The sequence below is a fragment of the Streptomyces sp. NPDC034086 genome, assembly GCF_055575515.1.
Genome location: NZ_JBVISM010000001.1, coordinates 810,671 through 833,107 on the forward strand (window position 1 = coordinate 810,671; position 22,437 = coordinate 833,107).

Consider the following 22,437-nt stretch of genomic DNA (forward strand, 5'->3'; position numbering starts at 1 on the left):
CCCGCCCCGGCTCCGGCCCCCGGGTCCGGCCCCCCGCCGGCCGCTTCCTATGCTCACCGCATGACGGCAACGATCACCCGGCTCACCGCCACCGCCCTCGCCGCCCACCGCGACGAACTCGCCTCCCTGCTCGTCGACACCGTCGCCGACGGTGCCTCCCTCGGCTTCCTCGCCGGCCTCGCCCACCAGGACGCCGCCGCCTGGTGGGACTCCCTGCGCCCCGCCGTCGACGAGGGCTCCCTCGCCCTCTGGGCCGCCCGCGGCGCCGACGGCCGCCTGGAGGGCACCGTCAGCTGGTACCGGGAGTCCAAGCCCAACGGCCGCCACCGCGCCGAACTGCGCAAGCTCATGGTCCATCCCGCCGCACGGGGCCGCGGGACCGCCCGCGCGCTCCTCGCCGAGGCCGAGCGGCAGGCCGCCCTCGCCGGGATCGTCCTGCTCTTCCTCGACACCGAGACCGGCAGCGGGGCCGAGCGCGTCTACCGTTCGGCCGGCTGGACCGAGGCGGGCACCATCCCCGACTACGCCACCGACCCGGCCGGCGGCCTGCGCCCCACCACCCTCTTCTACAAGCACCCCGAGCACCCCGGGCGCCCGGTGCGCACCGGCTGACAGGTGACCTCCCCCGGCCGCTCCTCGTTGGACCTCCGAACACGGACCGCCGAGCGAGGGAGACCGAATGTACGCAGCACCCGCCGCACCACCGACCCGCCGCACGGTCCTGCGCACGGTCTTCGTTTCGGCCGTGGCGGGCGGCGTGGCCGCGGCCCTGGCGCCCGTACTGCGCGCCCGCGGCCCCCGCCAGACGCTCACCCCGGCCCCGCTCGCCGAGGAGACGTACCGGGGCCGCCACATCAGCGTCGACCTCGCCTCGGCGCAGGTCCGCATCGACGGCCGTCCCCTGCACGTCATGCGGCGTGCCGACGGGAGCTACCTCAGCGGGATCAACCACTTCGAGTCCTACGGGACCCCGATGGAGCTCGCCCGCGCCGCCGTCGACGAGCTCGGCACCAGCCAACTGGCCGTCACCGCCCCGCACCACGGCTGACGGACCGGAACAGGAGGAGCGCGCGTTGTACACCCGGCAGAACCAGAAGGACCTGACCAGTGCTCAGAAGAAGCGGTTCACGGCCGCGCTGCTGGAACTCAAGCGCAACGGCACCTACGACCAGTTCGTCCGTACCCACGGCACCTACTTCGTGCCCGACCGGGAGCGCAAGCGGCGCGTCGGGCACATGTCGCCGTCGTTCTTCCCCTGGCACCGGCGCTACCTGCTGGAGTTCGAGCAGCGGCTGCGGGCCGTCGACCCGCGCGTCTCCATCCCCTACTGGGACTGGACCAGCGACAGCACTCCCGCCTCCTCCCTCTGGTCCGAGGACTTCCTCGGCGGCACCGGCCGCGCGGGCGACCTCCAGGTGATGACGGGTCCCTTCGCCTACGAGCGGGGCAACTGGACGATCACCGTCGGCGTCAGCGAGGCCCGCTTCCTCACCCGCAACCTCGGCCGCCCGGCCAACCCGATCACCCTGCCGACCGCCGCCGAACTCCAGTGGGCCCTCGACGACCCGGTCTACGACTCCCCGCCCTGGGACTCCACCGCCCGCGGCGGCGGCTTCCGGAACAAGCTGGAGGGCTGGGCCGCGCCCAAGAGCGAGCGCTGGCGCAACCACAACAAGGTCCACCAGTGGATCGGCGGCCACATGACGGGCGGCACCGCTCCCAACGACCCGGCCTTCTGGCTGCACCACGCCTTCGTGGACCTGCTCTGGGACCGCTGGCAGCAGCGGCACCCCCGCTCCGGCTACCTGCCGGCGGCCCCCCTGGAGCTGGGCGACCTCCAGCGCGGCCGGGTGATCTCCCTCGACGAGCCGATGCCCCCGTGGGACGTCACCCCGCGGGAGATGCTGGGGCACCGGGGCGTCTACCGCTACGAGTGACCTGCCCGGCCCCCGCGGGGGCCGGGCGGTACGGGGCCGGGCCGCACGGAAAGGGGCCCCCGCCGCACGGCGGGGGCCCCTCAGCCAGTCAGGCGGGCGAGATGATCACTCGCCGTAGCTGCCGCCCTCGGTGTGGTGGTTGTCGCCGCCACCCGACGCGTTGACGCAGGTGTTGCCGAAGGCCGGGTTCAGCAGGGCGATCACGTTGACGGTGTTGCCGCAGACGTTGACCGGGACGTGGATCGGGACCTGCACCACGTTGCCGGACCCGACACCGGGGGAGCCGACCGCCGCACCGTGCGCTCCGGCATCGGCGACAGCCAGACCCGCACCGGCGGCCACGGCGGTGCCCGCCACAGCGGTGATGGCGAATGCCTTCGCGATACGCGACATCAAGATCTCCTCATGAGATGTGGGGCGCCGCATCATTGCGGCTTGTGACATGGCGTACAACGCGGCGGGAGCCGAGTGGTCACGGCCGGTTCGGCTAATGGGGGCACGAAAACGGACAGAGCCGGAGTACGACCGTGCCCGAGTGACCGTTCCCGGCCGCACAAGCAACACGGCCGGCCCCCGCGCGATCCGTTCCGCGCGACCCGATCGTGCCTTGTCACACCGTGACGCCTGTGCGACGGTGCCCCGGAGGACACCCCGGTGAGGAGAGACGGATGAGCGCAGCGGGCGGCGGACGGCCCCGGGCCGGTACCGCGGACGGCATCGTGGAGGGCCGCTGGGAGACGGACGGGACCGCCGTCTTCCGGGGCATCCCCTACGCCGCCGCGCCCGTCGGACCCCGCCGGTTCGCCGCCCCGCGGCCCCCGGCCGGCTGGGACGGCGTACGCGACGCCGGGGCGTTCGGGCCCACCGCGCCCAAGGTGCCCTACCCGCCCTCCTTCGCGGCCCTGCTGCCCGATCCGAAGGTCCCCGGCGCGAACTGCCTGAACCTGAACGTCTGGACCCCGCACCCGGCCCCGGGCGCCGGCCTGCCCGTGATGGTGTTCCTCCACGGCGGCGCCCACACCCGCGGCTCCTCCGCCGTCCCCGTCTACGACGGCTCCGCCTTCGCCCGTGACGGGGTCGTGCTCGTCTCGGTCAACTTCCGGCTCGGCGTCCTCGGCTACGGGCTCTTCCCCGACGCCCCCGCCAACCGGGGCCTGCTCGACCAGATCGCCGCCCTCGCATGGGTCCGCGACAACATCGGGGCCTTCGGCGGCGACCCCGCCCGGGTCACCGTCTTCGGGGAGTCCGCCGGAGCCATCAGCGTCGGCGCCCTGCTCGGCGCGCCCCGCGCCGAGGGCCTCTTCGCCCGGGCCGTCCTGCAGAGCGGTGCCCCCGAGGCCCTGCCGCGCGACGGGGTGCGGACCATGGTGCGGCGGATGGCCTCGCGGCTGGGCGTGCCCGCCACCGCCCGGGCCTTCGGGGCGGTGGGTCTGCCCGCGCTGCTCGCCGCGCAGGCGGCCGTGCTGCGGCGCTCCTCCCCGGTGCTGGGCGGCCCCGCCTTCGGGCTGGTCACCGACCCGGACTCGCTCCCCGCCGACCCGCTGGAGGCGGCCACCGCCTCGAAGGTGCCGCTGCTGCTGGGCTGGACCGCCGAGGAGCACCGGCTGTGGCTCGCGCCGACCGGCGGGGCCCGGCTGCTGGACCGCCTCGGCCCGGCGGCCGTCGCACTGGGCCGGCTGCGCAGCGGCAAGGACCGGGCCGCCGTACGGGCGTTGCGGGCCGCGCTGCCCGGGGTGTCCCCGGCCGACCTGGCCGGGCAGCTGATCACCGACCGGCTGCTGCGGGACCCGCTGCGCAGGCTCGCCGGGGCCGCGCGCCCGGCCCCGAGCCACCTGTACGAGTTCCGCTGGCCCAGCCGCGTACCGGGCCTCGGCGCCTGTCACGCCCTGGAGCTGGGGTTCGTCTTCGACACGCTGCGCGTGCCGGAGTCGGCCTGGCTGGCCGGGGCGGGCGCGCCGCAGGCGCTGGCCGACGAGATGCACGGCGCCTGGGTCCGCTTCGCCACCACGGGGGACCCCGGCTGGGAGCCGTGGGACGGCAACGGCCCGCCGAAGGTCTTCGACGGGCCGGAGCCGGAGGCAGTACGGGGCGCGGAGGTCGTTACTCCACGGGTCCTTCCATGACCTTGCTGATGAACTCCATCGGTCCCAGGCCCATGTTGGGGACGTAGGTCTTGGCGTTGTGCTGGCCGCCGGGGATCACCCTCAGGCTGGTGTGGATCGGGCCCTTGGTGTAGGTCTGGACGAACTTCTGGACGTCCGGCAGCGTCTTCTTGTTGCTCTCGTTGTCACCGACCTGGAAGGCCAGGTAGACGTCCGGGCCCTTCTTGTCGATGAGCTGCTTGGCGAGCACCTCCGGGTTGTTCTCGGCCTTCTCCTTGTCGTAGCCCTTCCACAGGGAGGAGTCCGGGACGATGTCCGGGCCGGAGGCGATCACGGCCTTGAACTTGTCCGGGTGCTTCAGCACGGCCTTCAGGCCGGCGAAGCCGCCGGTGGAGGAGCCCATGAAGGCCCAGCCGTCGCGGGACTTGACGGTGCGGAAGTTCTCCCGCATCAGGTCCGGGACGTCCTCGGTCAGCCAGGTGCCCATCTTGGGCTGGCCGGGGATGTCGGAGCCGTCCCAGTAGACGCCCTTGTCGTCCGGCCCCGGGTTCAGCACCGGCATGGCGAGGATGAAGGGCTTGCCCTTGCCCTCGTGGTACCACTTGCTGATGCTCGTCTGGAGACCGAGGTCGGTGCCCATCCAGTAGTTGTTCGGGTAGCCGGCGCCGCCGGGCAGGGCGATCATGACCGGGAAGCCGCTCTTGGCGAACTTCGGGTCGTTGTACTCCTTGGGCGCCCACACCCAGACCTTGCCCGAGAAGCCGGACTTCTTGCCCGTGACGGTGGCCACGCCGATCTGCGTGCCGTCGCTCAGGGTGGAGGTGTTCTTGAAGTCGGTCTTCGGGCCGGTGGGCATCGACATCTTCGAGTTGGGCGCCTGCTGGACCGCGCCGTTCTTGTCGCCGCCCGGGGTCTGGCCGAAGGAGACTTCCTTGCCCTTGTCGGTGAACGGGGGTATCTCGAAGTAGGCCATCGTGCCCGCGGCGATGCCGGCGAGGGCCAGGACCGTGACGCCCGCGATGATCCAGCGCTTCGCCCCGGACTTGCGGCGGGGCTCCTCCTCGTAATACGGCTCGGCGTAGCCGTAGGGGGGCTGCTCGTACGGGGGCTGGCCGTACCGCTGCTGCTCGTGGTCCGGCCGCTCGTAGCGGGGCTGCGCCTGCGTGGCCTCGTCGTAGCCGCCGGGACGGTACTGGTCCTGGCCCTGCGGGGCGCGGGGCGGCTGCGGCCGTCCCTGCGGGGGGCCGCCGTAGGGTCCGGCGCCCTGCGGGGGCCGGCCGTACGGCGGTTGGGGGCGGCCGCCCTGGGGCGCGTACTGCGGCGGGCCCTGCTGTCGGCCTTGCTGCCGGCCGGAGGGGGGCTGCTGCCCCTCCGGCCGGTACGGCGGCTGGTCGTGGCCGTCGGGTTCGTACGACATGTGCGGTGGCTCTCCGGCTGTTGCTGCCCCGTGCGGGGATGGTCTGCTTCCGTTCGAATGATGAACGAAAGCGCTGCTGGGTTCCTCATTTTTACTTCTCTTGGGGTTCCGCGGAGGAGTTCATTACCCGTCACCCACGGTGGCCCCGGTGGTCCCTTCCCGTCATCCAAGCATCCGTGGATCATGCGCGTGCCGGTGGGTACGGTGTGCCGCGCCGGACCCGGCCCCGGTGCGGGAAACGCGCTCGCCCCGCCCTGCCCCGGCTGGTCACCGGGGGAGGAGCGGGGCGAGGGACGCGCGGGAACGCGGCGGCAGCAGGACCGTTACGCCGGGATCAGCGTCCGGCGCGGGCGGCGGCGGGGAGCGGCGCTGGAGAGCCGCAGCTCGATGACCGAGCGGACGGTGGGCCACTCCTCGTCCAGGACCGAGTAGAAGGCCGTACTGCGCACCGCCCCGTCCAGCCCCCGCGAATGGGCCCGGCGGACCCCCTCGCAGGTGAAGCCGAGGCGTTCCATCGCGGCGCGGGAACGCCCGTTGCGGGCGTCCGCGCGCAGCGAGATCCGCCGCACGCCCCAGGTCTCGAAGGCGTGGCGCAGCATGAGCAGCTTCGCCTCCGTGTTGATGCCGGTGCCCTGGGCGCCCGGGGACAGCCAGGTGTTCCCGATCTCGGCGGCATCGGGGATCGCCGTCGCCGGATCACCGAAGGGCACCCCGGGAACGGCGGGCCACACCAGCGGACCCTGCCAGTAGTCGAGGTCCAGGAACCGGGTCGAACCGACCACCCGGCCGTCAGTGGCTCTGACGACGGCGAACGCGAGCGATCGACCCGCTGCCTGATCGGAGAGGGCACGGTCGATGTACTCGTGGGACGCCTGCAACCCGTGCGGCACGGGAGTGAAGGCGTAAGTCGTACGATCCTCGGCCCCGGCCTCGGCCAGGGCCTCGGTGTGCTGGGGGGCGAGGGGCTCGAGCCGCACGGAGCGGCCGGCGAGGAGTACGGGTACGGGCACGGAGCCTTCGGTCCTTCTGGGCGGTGGGGTGGTTGCACAGTGTGCGCTCCTGACGTCGCCCCCCGCGCAAAACGCGGGTGAAAGGCAACGAGCGGTCAGGTGAACGCGAGTGGCTCAATGTAGCCCCTTAAAGTCCTCTCATGAACCCCCAATTTGGCAATGGCGCGGCATCGTTTTGCGATGACTTCGGCACCCGCGGCGCGGAGGCCGTCCTGCTGGTCCACGGGCACCCGTTCAACCGGTCCATGTGGGCTCCCCAGGCGGCGGCCCTGACCGCTGCCGGTTACCGGGTCATAGCCCCTGACCTGCGCGGATACGGGGAGAACCCGGCGGCCGGCGACAAGATCCTGCTCGCGGACCTCGCCGACGACCTGGCCGCCCTGCTCGGGCGCCTGGGTATCGAACAGGCGGTCGTCGGAGGAGTTTCCATGGGCGGGCAGATCGCGCTCGAGCTCCGGTTGCGCCACCCGGGTCTGGTGAGGGCCCTCGTGCTCTCCGACACCTCGCCCGTCCCGGAGTCCGAGGACGGCAGGAAGTCCCGCCGGGAGCTCGCCGAGCGGCTCCTCGCGGAGGGTATGCGTCCGTACACCGAAGAGGTCATCGACAAGATGCTGGCGCCCTACAACGTCACCGGCCAGCCGGAGACCGCCGCCCGGGTCAGTGCCATGATGCGCGCCACCGACCCGCGGGGAGCGGCGGCGGCCCTGCGCGGACGGGCCGAGCGGCCCGACTACCGGCCCGTGCTCGCCGCCCTGCCCGAGGACGTCCCCTGCCTGGTGCTGGTCGGCGCGGACGACGTCTACACCCCGGTCACCGAGGCCGAGGCCATGTGCGCGCTCGTGCCGCACGCCCGGCTCGCCGTGATCGAGGGGGCCGGGCACCTGCCGGGAGTGGAACGGCCGGAGGCCTTCAACCGGGTCCTGCTGGAGTTCCTCACCGGCCTCTGACCCACGGGTCGGCCCCCGCCGCCCGGGCGGTCGGCCCGGACCCGGGTCCCGGCGGCGGACGCCGCCTGAGATCATCCGGGGATGGACATGGACGACGTACTGCGCGGGCTGGCCGCCGTCGGGCCCTTCTTCACCGCCCCCTGCGGCGGACCGCCGCCCGCGCCGGGCTTCCGGCCGCTCGCCGAGCTGTACGGGGAGCCGCTCGGGCCCTACGTCACCGAGGTGGGCCGCAGGATCCGGAGCGGACCGGGGAGGGTCGCGGCCTCCACCGCCCAGTTCGGGATCGCCTCCCGGCTGTGGTCGCTGGGCCTCGGCTGCGCCGCCCTGTCCGGGCGCCTGCCGGACCTGGACCCCGGCCGCGTGTGGTGGCGGCTGCCCGACGGCGGCTCGCTGGAACTGTGGCTGCCGGATCCCGGGGACCTGCCCGCCCGCGCCCTCGGGGAGAGCGTCCTCGGCAACCTCGCCCCGCTGGACGCCGCCCTGCGGGAGCGGTACGGGGTCTCGGCGAAGGTGCTGCGGGGCAACGCCGCCTCCGGGCTGACCGGCGCCCTGCGCGTCCTGCTCGACCGGGTCCCGCCCGGGCCCGGCGCGGTGGCCGTGGAGCTGGCCGCGGCCCTCCTCGCCGACGGCGGGCCCCTCGCCGGCACCGGCACCTTCGTCCACGAGCCCGGTCTGGGCGTGGCCTTCGTACGGCGCAGTTGCTGCCTCTACTACCGGGTGCCCGGCGGCGGACTCTGCGGGGACTGCGTACTGCGGACCCGGTAGGCCCCGCCGCCGGGCCGCGGCGTCAGCGGGTCCGCAACTGGTCGAGCAGACCTTCGGGCAGGTACTCCGTACCGGTGGGGGACGCCGTGTCCGGCTTCCAGCCGGGCGGCAGGCCCACGGGCCAGCGCGGCAGCGGCACGGGCTGGGTCTCGCCGAGCCTGCGGCCCACGGCCTCGCGCAGCTCCGGCAGCATCGAGTAGAGCCTGTCACCGGGGCAGGCGGTGCTGTTGAAGTCCCGGTGACCGTAGATCTCGGAGGCGGGCACCTCGTACTGGCGGCAGACGTGGGCGCACAGGTCCGCCAGGGCGGAGAACTGCGCCGCCGGGGGTTCCTCGGTCGTGTAGGTGCCCTCGTTCTCGATGCCGATGGCCACACTGTTCTGGCCCACGCAGTGGGCGGCCCGCACCAGCCGGTTCCCGGTCGTCAGCGCGGCCAGGCTGCCGTGGCGGCCCTCCATCGTGAAGGCGCCCCGGCTGATGGTGAAGTGCTGACCGGTGTCGATCCAGCCCTGCATGTCCATGTGGTACGTCTGGACGGCGCGGGCCAGCCGGTGGGCCCGCTCCCGCGAGTAGTCCGTGACGTTGGCCGTGGCCGTGTGGTGCACGATGATCCGCTCGGGACGCGAGTCGAGGACCACCACGGGCTCGGACGCCTCCCGCGCCCCCCAGCCCGCGCAGTCGGTGATCCGCGGCACCGTGGAGCCGTTCCGGCCCCCGAACGTCCCGCGGCCGGGGGAGAGCTGGGCCGCTGAGGCGGTGGCGGAGGGCAGGGCGGTGACGGCTCCGAGCGCGAGCGCCGCGGAGACCAGGTCCCGGCGGGAGAGCCGGGCAGGAGGTGTGGATGTCATGGATCAGCCTGTTCCGGTGGGGGATAGGCATCCATAGAAGGGGCCCGGGCCGTGCGGGGCACGCAGGCGCTCCGTGCGCCGGGCCGCGGAACCGGCCGAACGGTGCACGCGGACGCGGTTGCCCGCCGGCGGCCCGGCAGGGGAAGGGGACGAGGCGCGGCCGCCCCCCGCCGCCACACATGGCCTTTCCGGTCATCTGCCTGTTCAATGCGGCGGGTGACCGAGACCGATGCCGACCGGGATGCCTGGGCCCCGCTGTTCGAGGACCCGCGTCCCTCCCCGTCCACCGCCAGGGCCTGGCTGCGAGGTCTCGGGTACAACCGGGCCGCACCCGCCCGGGTACTGATCGCCCTTCTGGACGCGGAGCCGCCCGCCACGCACTTCCTGTACCGCGACGACCTCCCGCCCGGAGTGCTGGACGCGGCGGCCGTCCACCCCTCGAGGACCGTGCGCGTCGCGGCCGCGGAATCGGGGAGGCTCTCGCCCGGGCAGTGGACCCGGCTCCTCGCCGCCACCGAGGGCGCGGCACTGCGCGATGCCCTGGCGGAGCTGGCCGCGGAGCAGGCCGCGTACCGGCAGGGCCGGTGGCGTACCGGCGTGGAACGGGCACCGGACTCCGGCTCCCGGCCCCCCGGCGGCCCGGCCGAGATCGAAGCGATGGCCGCCGGAGTCCCCGACATCACCCCCGGCCACCGGACGTACGCGCTGTGGTGGGTCGGGGCCCTCCACGACGACCCCGATGCGATGCGCCGTCTCGCCGCGTCGCCGAACCTGTGGATCCGCCGCAGCGTGGCCCGCGCCCCGCACCTGCCGCCCGACGTCCTGGAGCGCCTCGCCCGGGACGAGGACCGGGTCGTGCGCCTGTTCCTCGCGGAGTCCTGCGAGGACGCCCCGGCGGAGCTGCTGCTGGAGGTGTGGAGCTGGTGGCAGGGCGGTTTCTCCTTCCCCGGGCCCCGGAGCCACCCCAACTTCCCCCGCGACCTCCTGCGCTTCGCCTCGGACCCCGCGCCGCGCCTGCGTGTGCTCGCCCTCGACGATCCGGCGTCGGACACCGGCCTCGTCGAACGGTTCGCCCGTGATCCCGACCCGCTGGTGCGGGGCCGGGCCGCGGCCGACCCCCGCCTGTCACCCGCGTCGGCGGTCCGGCTGGCGGCCGACGCCGACTCCGGGGTCCGCTGCCGGGCCCGGCAGAACCCGGCCCTGCCGCCGCACGCCCTGGTCCCCCTGCTCCTGGACGACCACGGTGCCGAGGACGCCGCCCGCAACCCGGCCGTTCCGGTGGCGGTCATGCACCGGCTGGTCCCGGCGGCGGCCGCGCGGGCGTGAAACCGGCGCGGGGCCACCGGGGGGCGGTCGCCCGCTCCCCGATGGCCCCGCAGCGGCCCCGCGACGTCGTGCCCGGCCGGTCTGCCGGCGGACCCGTCGCGTACGGGCCGTTCCGGAGGACCGTTCCTAGAAGGTCAGGTTCCAGGAGTCGATCTTGCCGGTGTCGCCGCCGGCGTTGTCGTTGACGCGCAGCTTCCAGGTGCCGTTCGCGACCTCGGAGGAGGCGTTGACGGTGTAGGTCTGGTTGATGTTGTCCGCGCTGCCGCCGGCCCGGTTGTGGACCGTGTAGACGGTGCCGTCCGGGGCGACGAGGTCGACCTTCAGGTCACCGATGTAGGTGTGCGCGATGTTCACGCCGACCTTCAGGGTGGCAGGGGCGTTGCCGGTCACGCCGGAGACGGTGATCGGGCTCTCGACCGTGGTGTTGTCGCCGATGGCGAAGTCCGCGGTGTTCTCGAAGTACTTGCCGGCCGGAGGCGTGGAGCCGCCGACCGCCTTCAGCGCGTCGACCTGGCCCTCGCCGAAGAAGGCGTTGTTGGCCGTGGTCCCGGTGCAGCGGCTGTCCGACGGGCAGGGGATGTCGTTGGCCTGGAGGGCCAGCCGGTCGCGGATCTGCGCGGGGGTGAGGGCCGGGTTGGCGCTCACCATCAGCGCGGCGACACCCGTCACGTGCGGGCTGGCCATCGACGTGCCGCTCTTGGAGCCGTACTTGCCGCCCGGGAGGGTGGAGTAGACGTCCTGGCCGGGGGCCGCGACGTCGATGACGCCCTGGCCGAAGTTGGAGAACGAGGCCTTGGTGGTGCCGGTGCCGTTCGCCGCGACCGTGACCACGCCGGGGAGTTCGGTCGGGATGTCGACGCAGGCGTTGGTGATGGTGCGCGTGACCGGGGTCGAGTCGTTGGGGCTCGCCGTGTCGGTCGTCTTGTGGGCGAGGTCGTAGTTCTCGTTGCCCGCGGCGGCGATCTGGAGCGAACCCTTGCCCTCGGCGTACGCCTGGGCGCGGTTGACGCCCTCGATGATGGCGGCCTGGTCGAGGTTGTCCGGGCAGTTGAACTGCCACGGGTCGGTGTAGTAGCTGTTGTTGGTGACCTTGAAGCCGTGGTCACCGGCCCACACGAACCCGCAGATGGTGTTCTCGGCGAAGAACAGCGAGGTGTTCGGCTCGGCGATGCGCACCGAGGAGATCTTCACGTTCGGGGCCACGCCGATGACGCCCTTGCCGTTCTTGGAGGCGGCCACCGTGCCGGCGACGTGCGTGCCGTGGTCGCCGACGTCGCGCCAGGCGCCGGCGCGGGTGTCGGTCTTTCCGTAGGCGCAGGAGACCGAGTCGGCGGCGTTGAAGTTGGGCGCCAGGTCCTGGTGCTGGTCGTCGACACCGGTGTCGAGGATGCCGACCTTCACGGCGGCGGAACCCGCGTTGACGGCCCAGGCCTGGTCCGCCTTGATCTGGCTCATGTCGGCGCGGACCGGCTCGCCGGTCGGGGTCGTCGACTGGGACGGGTTGGCGGGCAGCGCCGGGTTGTAGGCGTCCGCCGGGACGTCCGAGGTACGGGTCGCGCCGACCTTCTGGACGCCGGTGACCGCGCGCATCGCCGTGGCGAAGCCGCTGGAGGCCGAGTGGGCGACGATCACGCCGATCGCGTCGTAGGACGCGAAGACCGTGCCGCCGTTGGCGGTCACGGCCGAGCGCACCGCCGAGCTGTCACCGGGGGCGGTGATCACGAGGTAGGCACGGGTGCCGGCGGCCCAGGTCGCACTCTGGGAAGCCGGGGCCGCAGCCTTGGGGGCCGCCGCGGGAGCGGCGGCCGGGGAGCCGGAGGGACCGACGGGAGCGGTGCCGGCGAGCGCGGCGGGGGCTCCGAAGGTGAGGGCGGCGCCCAGGGCTGCCGCCAGCACGAGCGCACGTCGAGGTCGGCTGGATATGTGGGGTATCAATGCGTCCTCCGATGACGGCCCGGTGGTGCTGGTGGCACCTGCCGGGCCGTACGAAACGAGTGGTGGACGCAAGATGTCAGACGCGCCGCCCCGTAGGGAAGTACCTTTCCCGGCGGCAGAGTTGAAGATCACATGGCCGAAAGTGACGGTTCGCGGACGTTCGTTGGGGTTTGACGCGGGGGCCGGCCGGGCCGGGCACCGTGGGGGTGAGCCCGGCCCGGCCGGCCGTCGCGGGTGAGCCGGTCAGGCCGGCACACCGTCCTTGGTGCCCGCCGCGGGGCCGGGCACGGCCGGCGGGGCGGCTTCGGCGGCCGGCGCGTGCCCGTCGTCCACCAGCGTGGCCTCGTCGAAGGGCATCCGGCCCGCGAGGACCTCGGCGGCCCGCCCGCGGTCGAACTCCTTGGTCCACGTCCCGATCAGGACGGTCGCGACGGCGTTGCCCGCGAAGTTCGTCAGGGCCCGCGCCTCGCTCATGAAGCGGTCGATTCCGACGATCAGGCCCACCCCGTCGACCAGTTCGGGCCGGTGCGACTGGAGGCCGCCCGCCAGGGTGGCGAGACCGGCGCCGGTCACCCCGGCCGCGCCCTTCGAGGCCACGATCATGAAGAGCAGCAGCGAGATCTGCTCGCCCAGGGCCAGCGGCTTGCCCATGGCCTCCGCGACGAAGAGGGAGGACATCGTCAGGTAGATGGCGGTCCCGTCCAGGTTGAAGGAGTAACCCGTCGGCACGGTGATGCCGGTGACCGGCCGGGAGACGCCCAGGTGCTCCATCTTCGCGATCAGCCGGGGCAGCGCCGACTCCGAGGAGGAGGTCGACAGGATCAGCAGGAACTCCCGGCCCAGGTAGCGCAGCAGTGCGAACACGCTGACGCCCGTACAGACCCGCAGCAGGGTGCCCAGCACCACGAAGACGAAGAGCAGGCAGGTCGTGTAGAAGCCGATCATGATGACCGCGAGGGACTTCAGCGCGTCCAGCCCGGTCGCCCCGACCACGGCCGCGATCGCCCCGAAGGCGCCGACGGGCGCCGCCCACATGATCATCGCCAGCACCCGGAACACCAGCTTCTGCACGTGCCCGATCCCGCGCAGCAGCGGTTCGCCGGCCCGGCCCATCGCCTGGAGGGCGAACCCGCACAGCAGCGCCACCAGCAGCGTCTGCAGCACCTCGCCGCCGGTGAAGGCGGAGACCAGGGTGGTCGGGATGATCCCCAGCAGGAACTCCTGGGTGCTCTCCGCCCCGCCCGCCTTGGCCTGCGCCTCGCCGGCCCGCGCCGCGGCCTCGGTCAGGTGCAGTCCGCTGCCCGGCTCCAGCAGGTTCCCCACGAGCAGGCCGATGGCCAGCGCCACCGTGGACATCACCATGAAGTACCCGAGGGCCAGCCCGCCCACCGCGCCGACCTTGGCGGCCTTGCGGACGGAGCCGATCCCCAGCACGATCGTGCAGAAGATCACGGGTGAGATCATCATCTTGATGAGGTTGACGAAGCCCGTGCCCAGCGGCTTGAGCTCCACGGCCACGCCGGGCGCGGCGAAGCCGACGGCGATGCCGAGCAGCACCGCGGCGATCACCGCCATGTAGAGGTAGTGGGTTCTGTCGCGTCCGGCGGCCATGTCGCGTCTCCTGGTGGTGGGGTCGTTCCGGGAGACCATCGCCCAGCCTGTGACCCCGGTCACCCTTGCGTTCATTGAGTTCACGGGCCGGGGCACACTGAGCGTCATGTTCCGCTTCCCCCGGCCGCCCCGCAGCCTCGCCGGCCAGCTCTTCGCCATGCAGGTCCTGCTGGTCGCGCTCGTCGTCGCCGGCTGCGCGGTCTTCGCGTACGCGAGCGCCCGCGAGCAGGCCGAGGACGCCGCCCGGAGGCAGGCCGGGGCGGTGGCCCGGGCCGTCGCCGACTCGCCCTCCGTACGCGAGGCCGTAAGCGCCGGCACGGGCGGAGCGGACCCCTCCACCGTCCTCCAGCCCTACGCCGAGCGCGTGCGCACCGACTCCGGCGTGGACTTCGTGACGATCATGGCCCCGGACGGCAGGCGCTGGACCCACCCCGACCCGCGCCGCATCGGCGAGCGCTTCCTCGGCAACACCGCCCCGGCCCTGCGCGGCGCGACGTTCAGTGAGACGTACACCGGCACCCTCGGCCCCTCCATCCGCGTCGTCACCCCGCTCAGGGACGCGGACGGCGCCGTCATCGGCCTGGTCAGCGCGGGGATCACCGTCCGTGCCATCAGCGCCCGCCTCGCGGAGCAGCTCACCGCGCTCGCCTGGGTGGCGGCCGGGGCACTGGCCCTCGGCGCGGTGGGTACGTACGTGGTCAACGCCCGGCTGCGCCGCCACACCCACGGCATGAACGCCGCCGAGCTGAGCCGGATGTACGACTACCACCAGGCGGCCCTGCACGGGGTCCGGGAGGGGCTGCTGATGCTCGACGGCCACCGCAGGATCACCCTCATCAACGACGCGGGCCGCGAGCTGCTCGGCCTGTCCGGGAAGGTCACCGGCACCGGCGTCGCCGGCCTGGGCCTGCCCGCCCCGCTCACCGGGGCGCTGCTCGCCGACCGGCCCCGCGTCGACGAGGTGCACCTGACGGCCGAGCGGGTGCTCGTCGTCAACAGCTCGCCGGTGGCCGGCGGCGGCCGCCGCGGCACCGTCGTCACCCTGCGGGACCACACCGAACTCCTGGCGCTCACCGGGGAGCTGGACCACGAGCGCGGGTTCACCCAGGCACTGCGTTCCCAGGCCCACGAGGCGGCCAACCGGCTCCACACCGTCGTCTCCCTGATCGAGCTGGGCCGCAGCGAGGAGGCGGTGGACTTCGCCACCGCGGAGCTGGAGCTGGCCCAGGCCCTGACCGACGAGGTCGTCACCGCCGTCGGCGAGCCGGTGCTGGTCGCCCTGCTGCTCGGCAAGGCCGCGCAGGCGCACGAACGCGGCATCGAGCTGGTCGTCACCCCCGAATGCGGGGCGATCGAGGCGGGCCCGGGAGTGCCGCCCGCCCGCGACCTGGTGACGGTGCTCGGGAACCTGGTCGACAACGCCCTCGACGCCCTGACGGGAGTGCCCGGCGGGCGGATCACCGTCACCGTGCGCCGGGACCCGGACGGGCTGCTGCTGCGGGTCGCGGACAACGGGCCCGGCCTGCCCGAGGGGGTGGACGTCTTCCGGCGCGGCTGGTCGGGCAAGGGGGAGGGGCGGGGCCTGGGCCTGGCACTGGTGCGCCAGGTCGCCCACCGGCACGGCGGCTCGGTCGAGGCGGGCGGCGCCCCGGGCGGCGGAGCGGCGTTCACGGCGCGCCTGCCGGTGCCCCCGGCGGCCCCGGGCCCCGGGCGGGCGGGCACGGGCGGCACCCCGCCGGGCCCGCGGCCCGGCCACGGCACGGAACCCGCGGCACGGGGCGGTGCGCGGTGAGCGGGCCCGTCCGCGTCCTCGTCGTCGAGGACGACCCCGTCGCCGCCGACGCCCACGCGCTCTACGTCGGCCGGGTGCCCGGCTTCACCGCCGTGGCCGCCGTCCACTCCCTGGCCGAGGCCACCCGGGTGCTGGAGCGCACCCGGGTCGACCTGCTGCTGCTCGACCTCACCCTGCCCGACGGCCACGGGCTGCGCTTCGCGCGGGGGCTGCGGGCGGCCGGGCACCCCGCCGACGTGATCGCGGTGACCTCCGCGCGGGACCTGGCCATGGTCCGCGAGAGCGTCTCGCTCGGCGTCGTGCAGTACGTGCTCAAGCCCTTCGCCTTCCCCACCCTGCGGGAACGGCTGCTGCGCTACGCGGAGTTCCGCGCGGCCGCGGGCGAGGCGGCGGGCCAGGACGACGTGGACCGGGCCCTCGCCGCCCTGCGCGCGCCCGCTTCGGCCCAGCTGCCGAAAGGGCTCAGCGCCCCGACCCTGGACCGGGTCGCGGCGCTGCTGCGGGCGGCGCCCGAGGGGCTGACCGCCGCGGCGGCGGCCGGGGCGGCCGGGACCTCCAGGATCACCGCCCGCAGGTACCTGGAACACCTGGTGGACACCGGCCGCGCGGACCGTACGCCCCGGTACGGCCAGGTCGGCCGCCCCGAACTGCACTACCGCTGGCTGGCGGCCGCCGGTTCGGTGTCGAACGTGTAGAACTTCCGGTGGTCGAGCAGGTCCGCCGGGGTGACGTCGTTCCAGGGCCGCATGGTGTCGCGCAGGTCGATCACGTTCGGGGTGCCTGCGGCCGGCAGGTAGGGCGAGTCGGGGTGCCTCGCCTGCCAGTCGGCCCAGAGCTTGTCCACGAAGGCGTGGTGCATCCAGAAGACGGGGTCGTTGGGGGAGACGCCGGTGGCCATCTGACCGCCGACCCACACGTGCACCCGGTTGTGGAGGTTGGCGCCGCGCCACCCCTCGAGGTGGTTGCGGAACCCGTTCGACGAGCTGTTCCAGGGGGCCGCGTCGTAGACCGGCATGGCCAGCACGGCGTCCACCTCGGCCCGCGTCGGCAGCTGGGCGACCCCCTCGCCCAGCGCGCGGCGCAGGTAGGAACGGCCGTCGACGCGTACCGCTATCTCCCACTTGCCCGTGGCGTAGGCGAAGGGGCCGTCCATGACCTGCCCGTCGCGGGCGCGGCCGGTGCCGCCGAGGAAGTCGGCGGCCCAGAGGGAGGAACGGGCGGTGCGGTCGGCGGTCCAGTCCCAGTACGGGAGCGAGACGCTCTTGTCCACCGCTTGAAGAGCCGCCTCGAACTCGAGCAGAAAGCGGCGGTGCCAGGGGAGGAAGGAGGGGGAGCGGTGCCCCACCCGGTCGCCCGAGTCGGTGTCGCCCATGATGAAGCCGTTGTGGGTGGTGACGAAGCGGTCGTAGCGGCCGGTCCGCTTCAGTTCCAGCAGCGCGTTGGTGAAGGCGCGCTTCTCCTCGGCGGTCAGCGTGGCCTGGTTCTTGCGCACGGTCATCAGATGCCGCCCATCCGCATCGGGGCGAGCTGCGAGCCCTGGAGTTCGCGCACGGCGGCGCGGGCCAGCGAGGTGGGGTCGGCGTACGTCTCGTAGTGGTTGACGACGCTGATCCAGGTGCCGTCGGCGTTGCGCATGACGTGGAGCTCGCGGCCGTCTATCCGGACGGTGGGCAGGCCGGCGCCGTGGTGGCCTCCGTGGTGACCGCCGCCGGTCGCGGGGGATATCTGGATGCGGCGGCCCATGTACACCTCGTCGACGGTGCCGGCCGGGGTGGCGGCGGCACGGGAGTCGGTGGCGGCGGCGTGCGCGGTGGCGCCCGCGATGCCGAGGACGGTGAGTGCGCCGGCGGTGGTGCCCAGGGCCTGCCGGCGGGTGATCTTGTTCATGGCCGAAGAAGTACCAGGGCCCGTACGACAGTTGACCGCTATCCGGACATCGACGGACAAGTTCTGCATAGAACCAATTGGGCGATCTTCCCGTCCGGACCGGCTCCAGTGGCCCGGACGGGAAGATCTGCGGAATGAATACTACTCGACAGTAATTTTTTCTGTCCGGCGGGGCTCCTATGCGCGGGGTCACATCGCGGACTCGGCCGGAAGCCGTGCCGGAAAGCGCCCCGCACGACCGGTCTTCGAGGGTTCCTGGAGCCGCGCCGCACGGTGGTACGCCCCTGTGGTCCGCACGCGGTTCCTCGCCGGACCGAGGACACCGCGCCCGGGACGCCCGGACGCGCTGCCCGCGACCGCACCTGGCGGCGCCGCCCCTCCGCCACCCGGACCCCGGCCCGGCGGCGCTCAGCCCGAGGCCGGCCAGCGCATCCCCAGCGCCGTCAGCGCGGCCACCCGCTCCGGGGACAGCTTCGCCGCCCGGGAACGCTGGTTGGCGATCCACGCGCCCAGCCGCAGCTCCTGCCCCCCGACCGGCTCCACGTGCGTACGCGGCACCCGCAGGTGCCCCTCGCGGGCGTGGAACCGCCGGGCCGCCTCCAGGTGCCCCGCCCAGGCGGCGGCGTGACTGCGCCGCGGCGGCGGGCGCTCCGCCTCGGTGGCCGGCGTCAGCCCCAGCGCGTGCTCCAGCAGCCACCGCTGCGCCCAGGCCAGGCGCTCCCACCCCAGCCGCTGGCTCCGCACCCACACCCCCAGGTCCTCGCCCTGGACCACCACGGAGCCCGGACCGGACGGGACGGCGCCGCCCGCGTCCAGATGGGCGCGGGTCAGCCGGAACGCCCGCTGCCAGCCGATGTCCCAGGCCGGGCACCACGACGGGTCGATCTCGTCCAGCGCCTCCCGGCGCTCCTGGGGCAGCGCGCCCGGCCCCTCCCGCCGGGCGGCGGCCCGGTTGTTCTTCATCCACACCCCGACCGGCATCCCGTGCCAGGTCGCCTCCACCGGCGGCAGCAGGTGCCCGTGCTCGGCCGCCCACGCGCGGGCCGCGGCGAGCCCCTCCTCGAAGGCCACGTCGAAATGGCTCCACACCATGCCGAGTTCCTCCAGCTCCCGCGTCCGCTCCCGGCCCAGGGCGCCCCTGCGGTACGTACGCCGCGCGTCCGCGATCCACTGGCCGAGCGGGAAACCCGCCAGCGCCGCCGGCCACGCGTCGCCGCCCTCCGGCACCCGGAAGGCGAACGGCACCTTCAGGTCCCCGGCCGACGCCGCGTAGACCCGCGCCGCCTCCACCCCGCGCCGCCACTGCCTGTGCTCCGGATTGAGCACGCGCAGCCGGATGAACGCCGCCAGCAGCGCCGGATCCCGGGGCACGGAGAAGCTCAGCAGCGCCCGGGCCGCCGCCCCGGGACCCGTGCCGGACCCGCCCGCCGTCGGGGCCTTCGCCGCCGCGCCCGGCACCTGCGGCTGGGCCAGGGCCTCCACCAGCCTCGAGTCGTGCGCCCTCAGCGCCTCCAGGAGCCGCGCGAGGTCCCCGTACGCCCGTGACGTCAGCATCGACTCCGGTGACTCGCCGGGCCCCAGCAGCACCGGCACCACCAGGGAGGCCACCTTGCCCTCGCCCGGCCGCATCCGCAGCGCCCGGCCCACCGCCTGCACCAGGTCCGGCATGGAACCGCGTACGTCCGCCCAGAAGACGGAGTCGCACTCCTTGGTGTCCACCCCCTCGCCCAGCACGCGCACGCTGCCCAGGAACGCCTTGTCCGCGACCCGGTCGGCGGCGAACGCCTCCAGCACCCGCCGCCGGTGCGCCGCCGTGTGCTGCCCGCACAGCCAGTCCGCCCAGACCGTACGCGGATACGCCGGAAGCGCCGACCGGCTCGCCGTCCGCAGCCGGTCCGCGACCGCCGGAAGCCCCGCCGCGAACGCCTCGGCCTCCTTGGTCAGGTGGTGGAACACCAGCGTCCGCCGGAAGCCCTGGTCCGCGGCCGCCTTCACCAGCGCCGCCTGGAGCGCCGCGAGCCGCATCCCGCGCACCCGGTCGGAACGGCCGTCGGCGCCGAGCAGCACCGCCGCCTGGAAACCGGGATCGCTGACGTCCACGCACACCACCCGGTACGGGGCGCAGATGCCCCGGTCGATGGCCTCCGACAGCGACAGCGTGTAACAGCGGGAGCCGAACGGCCCCTGCGGATCGTCCTCCATGGACGCGACGAGCCCGCCCCGGCCCCGCGGCTCCGCGCCGCCGGCCGTCTCCGCCGCGTACGCGCCCGTCTCCTCGCTCTCCTCCGCCTCCTCGGTCTCCTCCTCGCCCTCCTCGCCGTCGCGCCACACCCGGGGCGTGGCCGTCATGTACAGCCGCCGGACCGAGGGGATCCGCGCGTTGTCGTGCACCACCGCCCAGGGCTTGCCGATCCGGCCGGACGTACGGTGCGCCTCGTCGACCACGACCAGGTCCCAGGGCGGCAGTCCGCCCAGGTGCGCCCGCTCGATGGTGCCCAGACCCAGCGAGGCGTACGTGGCGAACACCGTCACGCGCTCCACCGGCCGCGAGCCCCACCGGGCCAGCTGCGCCGGGGAGGTCGTCGTGGGCACCCCCACGTCCTCCCCGCGCAGCGAGCACACCGCGAGCGCCCGGCCGGTACGGCCCCCCTCCCGCCAGGCGGCGACGGTCTGCACGAGCAGATCGAGCGAGGGGACCAGGACGAGGACCCGGCCGGCCCGCAGCTCCTCGGCCGAGCGCACGGCCACCAGGGACTTGCCGGACCCGGTGGCCATGATCACCTGCGTGCGCAGGCCCCGCTCGGGCACCCGGCCGGTGGCGGGCAGCTGCAGCGCGCGCACGACGGCGTCGACGGCCTCGCGCTGATGAGGGCGCAGCTCCTGCTTGGCCATGCACCTCACCCTGCCCGCTGTGATCTGCCCGTTCGACTCCAGGGTCTATCTTGCCCCGGTTCTGAGTCAAAGAGGAGGAAGCGGCACCGGCAGGATCAGCGGGCGCCGAAGTTCTGCGTCCACCAGGGCCCGCCGGAACCGGAGTGGATGCCCACGCCGATGTCCTTGAAGGAACAGTTGAGGATGTTGGCGCGGTGGCCCGGGCTCTTCATCCAGGAGTCCATCACCGCCTGCGCGGTCTGCTGCCCCTTGGCGATGTTCTCCCCGTACGTCGACCACCGGTACCCGGCGGCCGTCGTCCGCGCGCCCGGGTCGGCGCCGTCGGGGTTGGTGTGCGAGAAGAAGTCCCGCCGCGCCATGTCGTCGGAGTGCCCCTGGGCGGCGTCGCGCAGCTGCGCGTCCTCCCGCAGCGGACCGCAGCCGGCCGCCGCGCGCTCGGAGTTGACCAGGGAGATGACCTGCCCCGCCACCCCCGCGGGAGCCGGCCCGGGGGCGGGCGGAGCCGGGGGCTTCGCCGTGCTCTTCGCCGGCGCGGGAGCCGCCGAGGTCCGCGCGGCGCTCGCGGAGGCCGACGGGGAGGCCGGAGCGGAGGCCGAGGGGGACGGCGAGGCCGACGCGGAGACGGAGGCCGAGGGGGAGCCCGTGGCGGAGGCGGACGGCTGCGGCGCGGCGGAGTCCGGCGCGGAGAGGGCCGCCAGCGGGGAGGGGGACGACGCACCGCCCGCGCCCGTGTCCCGCGAACCGGGCAACTGGCCCAGGTACACCAGGCCGCCGCCCGCGACGCACGCGGCGACCACCGCCCCGCCGATGGCCCGGCGCCGGTTCTGGCGCCGCTTGCGCTGCGCCGCGCGGCCGGCCGGGCCGTCGGGGCCGTCCGGGCCGGCGGCGGAGTCCCCGCCCTTGCGCCGGGCGGCGCGGCCCGGGCCCGACACCACCGGCGAGAGCTGCGTCGCCGCGTCGGCGAAGGCCGCGCCGGCCGGGGCGTAGCCGGCGGCCACGGTGGACCGTACGCCCTCCAGGAGCGCCGCCGCGACCGGGACCAGCGCCAGCCCCGCCAGCAGCCCCTCCGCCGGCACCAGTCCGTTCCACAGGCCCGAGCAGCGCAGGCACTCACGGGCGTGCCGGGCTATTCGCTTGCGCCACAGCGCGGAGGGCAGGCCGTCCCAGGTGCCCGTCATCGCCCGCAGCCCCTCGCAGGGCGGCTGCGCCTCCAGCGCCCGCTCCACCACCCGGGCCGACTCCAGCTGCGCCTTCATCCGCTGCACGCGCACCGCCGTGTGCTGCGGGGTCAGCTCCAGGGCGGCGGCCACGTCGGCCCGGGTCAGCTCACCGGCGCACTCCAGCCACCACAGCGACAGCAGCGCCCGGTCCTCACGCTCCAGCCAGCGCGTGGCGCGGGCCGTCTCGCGGCGCTGCCCCGACAGGTGGAGCCGTACGACCGTCAGGTCGGCGAAGTCGGCGCCGGGATCGGCGACGTCCTGGGCGGCCTCCAGCCCGCTCTGCCCCGGACCGCCGCTGCGGGCCTGCCAGTGCGCCCGTACGCGGTTCATCGCGATGGCCACCAGCCAGGACCGGAAGCTCTCGTCCGCCCGCAGCCCGCCCAGCCCGTCGAGCGCCCGCAGCATGGTGTCCTGCACCACGTCGTCCACGTCGTGGGAGCCGTTCAGCGCGCGCCCGACGATGTTGTAGACGAGCGGCAGGTGGGTGCTGACGAGCTCGTCCTGCGCGCGGGGATCGCCCGCGCGGGCCGCTGCCACCAGCTCTGCCGTGTGCTGTGTACTCATGTGAAGTCCCTGTCCGTACCGGCGGTCGATGTTGCCCGATAACTGGGAGACCGTCGAGTGGGACCCGGATAACGGTTATCCGGAAGAATCTTTTCCGCGCGAGCTGGTCCCCTCTGGCGGGGCGGACCGGCCGAGGTGGTCACCACGGTCCCCGCGGGCGCTCCGCGAGGCGCGGTGACGGCCGG

Annotated in this window: 19 protein-coding genes; 9 read left to right on the forward strand and 10 right to left on the reverse strand. The window is 74.2% G+C overall.

All coding sequences use genetic code 11. The features are described 5' to 3' along the window. The first annotated feature begins 60 nt into the window (after nucleotides 1–60). The 3 genes from ACZ514_RS03655 (at nucleotide 61) to ACZ514_RS03665 (ending at nucleotide 1,937) form a co-directional block, all read left to right on the forward strand. Complete coding sequence (locus ACZ514_RS03655) at nucleotides 61–612, forward strand: GNAT family N-acetyltransferase (protein WP_468162554.1); 552 nt, start codon at nucleotides 61–63, stop codon at nucleotides 610–612. 67 nt (nucleotides 613–679) lie between these two features. Then, nucleotides 680–1,048 (forward strand): tyrosinase family oxidase copper chaperone, encoded by a 369-nt coding sequence (locus ACZ514_RS03660; RefSeq protein WP_468694753.1) that lies wholly within the window; start codon nucleotides 680–682, stop codon nucleotides 1,046–1,048. Nucleotides 1,049–1,073: 25 nt separating this feature from the next. Further along, nucleotides 1,074–1,937, forward strand: a complete 864-nt coding sequence (locus tag ACZ514_RS03665) for a tyrosinase family protein (protein WP_469124006.1) — start codon at nucleotides 1,074–1,076, stop codon at nucleotides 1,935–1,937. 105 nt (nucleotides 1,938–2,042) lie between these two features. Here ACZ514_RS03665 and ACZ514_RS03670 read toward each other — a convergent pair whose 3' ends face one another. Then, on the reverse strand, nucleotides 2,043–2,330 hold the full coding sequence (locus ACZ514_RS03670; RefSeq protein WP_388940102.1) for a chaplin: 288 nt from the start codon (nucleotides 2,328–2,330) through the stop codon (nucleotides 2,043–2,045). A 275-nt stretch (nucleotides 2,331–2,605) separates the two neighbouring features. On the opposite strand from ACZ514_RS03670, the gene ACZ514_RS03675 reads away from it, so the two are divergent. Beyond that, a complete protein-coding gene (locus ACZ514_RS03675; protein ID WP_468162548.1) occupies nucleotides 2,606–4,060 on the forward strand; it encodes a carboxylesterase/lipase family protein in 1,455 nt (484 codons plus the stop codon). Here ACZ514_RS03675 and ACZ514_RS03680 read toward each other — a convergent pair. After that, the gene (locus ACZ514_RS03680) at nucleotides 4,038–5,456 is read right to left on the reverse strand and encodes an alpha/beta hydrolase (RefSeq protein ID WP_469124007.1); all 1,419 of its coding nucleotides are present in this window, start codon (nucleotides 5,454–5,456) and stop codon (nucleotides 4,038–4,040) included. The genes ACZ514_RS03675 and ACZ514_RS03680 overlap by 23 nt on opposite strands. A gap of 323 nt (nucleotides 5,457–5,779) precedes the next feature. After that, a complete protein-coding gene (locus tag ACZ514_RS03685; protein ID WP_467884924.1) occupies nucleotides 5,780–6,466 on the reverse strand; it encodes a GNAT family N-acetyltransferase in 687 nt (228 codons plus the stop codon). A gap of 140 nt (nucleotides 6,467–6,606) precedes the next feature. Here ACZ514_RS03685 and ACZ514_RS03690 point away from each other — a divergent pair, with 140 nt between their 5' ends. Together ACZ514_RS03690 and ACZ514_RS03695 are read left to right on the forward strand one after the other, a co-directional pair. Then, the gene (locus ACZ514_RS03690; protein WP_468162544.1) at nucleotides 6,607–7,413 is read left to right on the forward strand and encodes an alpha/beta fold hydrolase; all 807 of its coding nucleotides are present in this window, start codon (nucleotides 6,607–6,609) and stop codon (nucleotides 7,411–7,413) included. 81 nt (nucleotides 7,414–7,494) lie between these two features. Beyond that, the gene (locus ACZ514_RS03695) at nucleotides 7,495–8,178 is read left to right on the forward strand and encodes a (2Fe-2S)-binding protein (protein WP_468162542.1); all 684 of its coding nucleotides are present in this window, start codon (nucleotides 7,495–7,497) and stop codon (nucleotides 8,176–8,178) included. Nucleotides 8,179–8,200: 22 nt separating this feature from the next. On the opposite strand, the gene ACZ514_RS03700 is transcribed toward ACZ514_RS03695, so the two are convergent. Continuing rightward, nucleotides 8,201–9,025, reverse strand: a complete 825-nt coding sequence (locus tag ACZ514_RS03700) for a peptidoglycan recognition protein family protein (RefSeq protein WP_468694743.1) — start codon at nucleotides 9,023–9,025, stop codon at nucleotides 8,201–8,203. Nucleotides 9,026–9,241: 216 nt separating this feature from the next. Here ACZ514_RS03700 and ACZ514_RS03705 point away from each other — a divergent pair, with 216 nt between their 5' ends. Then, nucleotides 9,242–10,351 carry a hypothetical protein gene (locus ACZ514_RS03705; RefSeq protein ID WP_469124008.1) on the forward strand — a complete coding sequence of 370 codons (1,110 nt, stop codon included), beginning with the start codon at nucleotides 9,242–9,244 and terminating at the stop codon, nucleotides 10,349–10,351. Between the two features lie 126 nt (nucleotides 10,352–10,477). Here ACZ514_RS03705 and ACZ514_RS03710 read toward each other — a convergent pair whose 3' ends face one another. After that, complete coding sequence (locus ACZ514_RS03710) at nucleotides 10,478–12,247, reverse strand: S8 family serine peptidase (RefSeq protein WP_468162536.1); 1,770 nt, start codon at nucleotides 12,245–12,247, stop codon at nucleotides 10,478–10,480. Nucleotides 12,248–12,529: 282 nt separating this feature from the next. Further along, a complete protein-coding gene (locus ACZ514_RS03715) occupies nucleotides 12,530–13,897 on the reverse strand; it encodes a cation:dicarboxylate symporter family transporter (RefSeq protein ID WP_468163317.1) in 1,368 nt (455 codons plus the stop codon). Nucleotides 13,898–14,054: 157 nt separating this feature from the next. On the opposite strand from ACZ514_RS03715, the gene ACZ514_RS03720 reads away from it, so the two are divergent. Together ACZ514_RS03720 and ACZ514_RS03725 are read left to right on the forward strand one after the other, a co-directional pair. Beyond that, nucleotides 14,055–15,689, forward strand: coding sequence for a sensor histidine kinase (locus ACZ514_RS03720; protein ID WP_469124192.1), 1,635 nt, complete (start codon nucleotides 14,055–14,057; stop codon nucleotides 15,687–15,689). Beyond that, nucleotides 15,686–16,384, forward strand: coding sequence for a response regulator (locus ACZ514_RS03725; protein WP_468694740.1), 699 nt, complete (start codon nucleotides 15,686–15,688; stop codon nucleotides 16,382–16,384). Before ACZ514_RS03720 ends, ACZ514_RS03725 begins: the two co-directional genes overlap by 4 nt. Here the strand turns inward: ACZ514_RS03725 and melC2 are convergent. The 4 genes from melC2 to ACZ514_RS03745 all read right to left on the reverse strand — a co-directional run bounded on the left by melC2 (nucleotide 16,342) and on the right by ACZ514_RS03745 (nucleotide 22,252). Continuing rightward, nucleotides 16,342–17,187 carry a tyrosinase MelC2 gene (gene melC2 / locus ACZ514_RS03730; RefSeq protein ID WP_469124009.1) on the reverse strand — a complete coding sequence of 282 codons (846 nt, stop codon included), beginning with the start codon at nucleotides 17,185–17,187 and terminating at the stop codon, nucleotides 16,342–16,344. The genes ACZ514_RS03725 and melC2 overlap by 43 nt on opposite strands. After that, nucleotides 17,187–17,576 carry an apotyrosinase chaperone MelC1 gene (gene melC1 / locus ACZ514_RS03735; protein WP_468162530.1) on the reverse strand — a complete coding sequence of 130 codons (390 nt, stop codon included), beginning with the start codon at nucleotides 17,574–17,576 and terminating at the stop codon, nucleotides 17,187–17,189. Before melC1 ends, melC2 begins: the two co-directional genes overlap by 1 nt. A 408-nt stretch (nucleotides 17,577–17,984) precedes the next feature. Continuing rightward, nucleotides 17,985–20,468: a helicase associated domain-containing protein gene (locus tag ACZ514_RS03740; protein WP_469124010.1), complete on the reverse strand. Its 2,484-nt coding sequence runs from the start codon at nucleotides 20,466–20,468 to the stop codon at nucleotides 17,985–17,987. A gap of 95 nt (nucleotides 20,469–20,563) precedes the next feature. After that, a complete protein-coding gene (locus tag ACZ514_RS03745; protein ID WP_468162525.1) occupies nucleotides 20,564–22,252 on the reverse strand; it encodes a sigma-70 family RNA polymerase sigma factor in 1,689 nt (562 codons plus the stop codon). Nucleotides 22,253–22,437 lie beyond the last annotated feature (185 nt).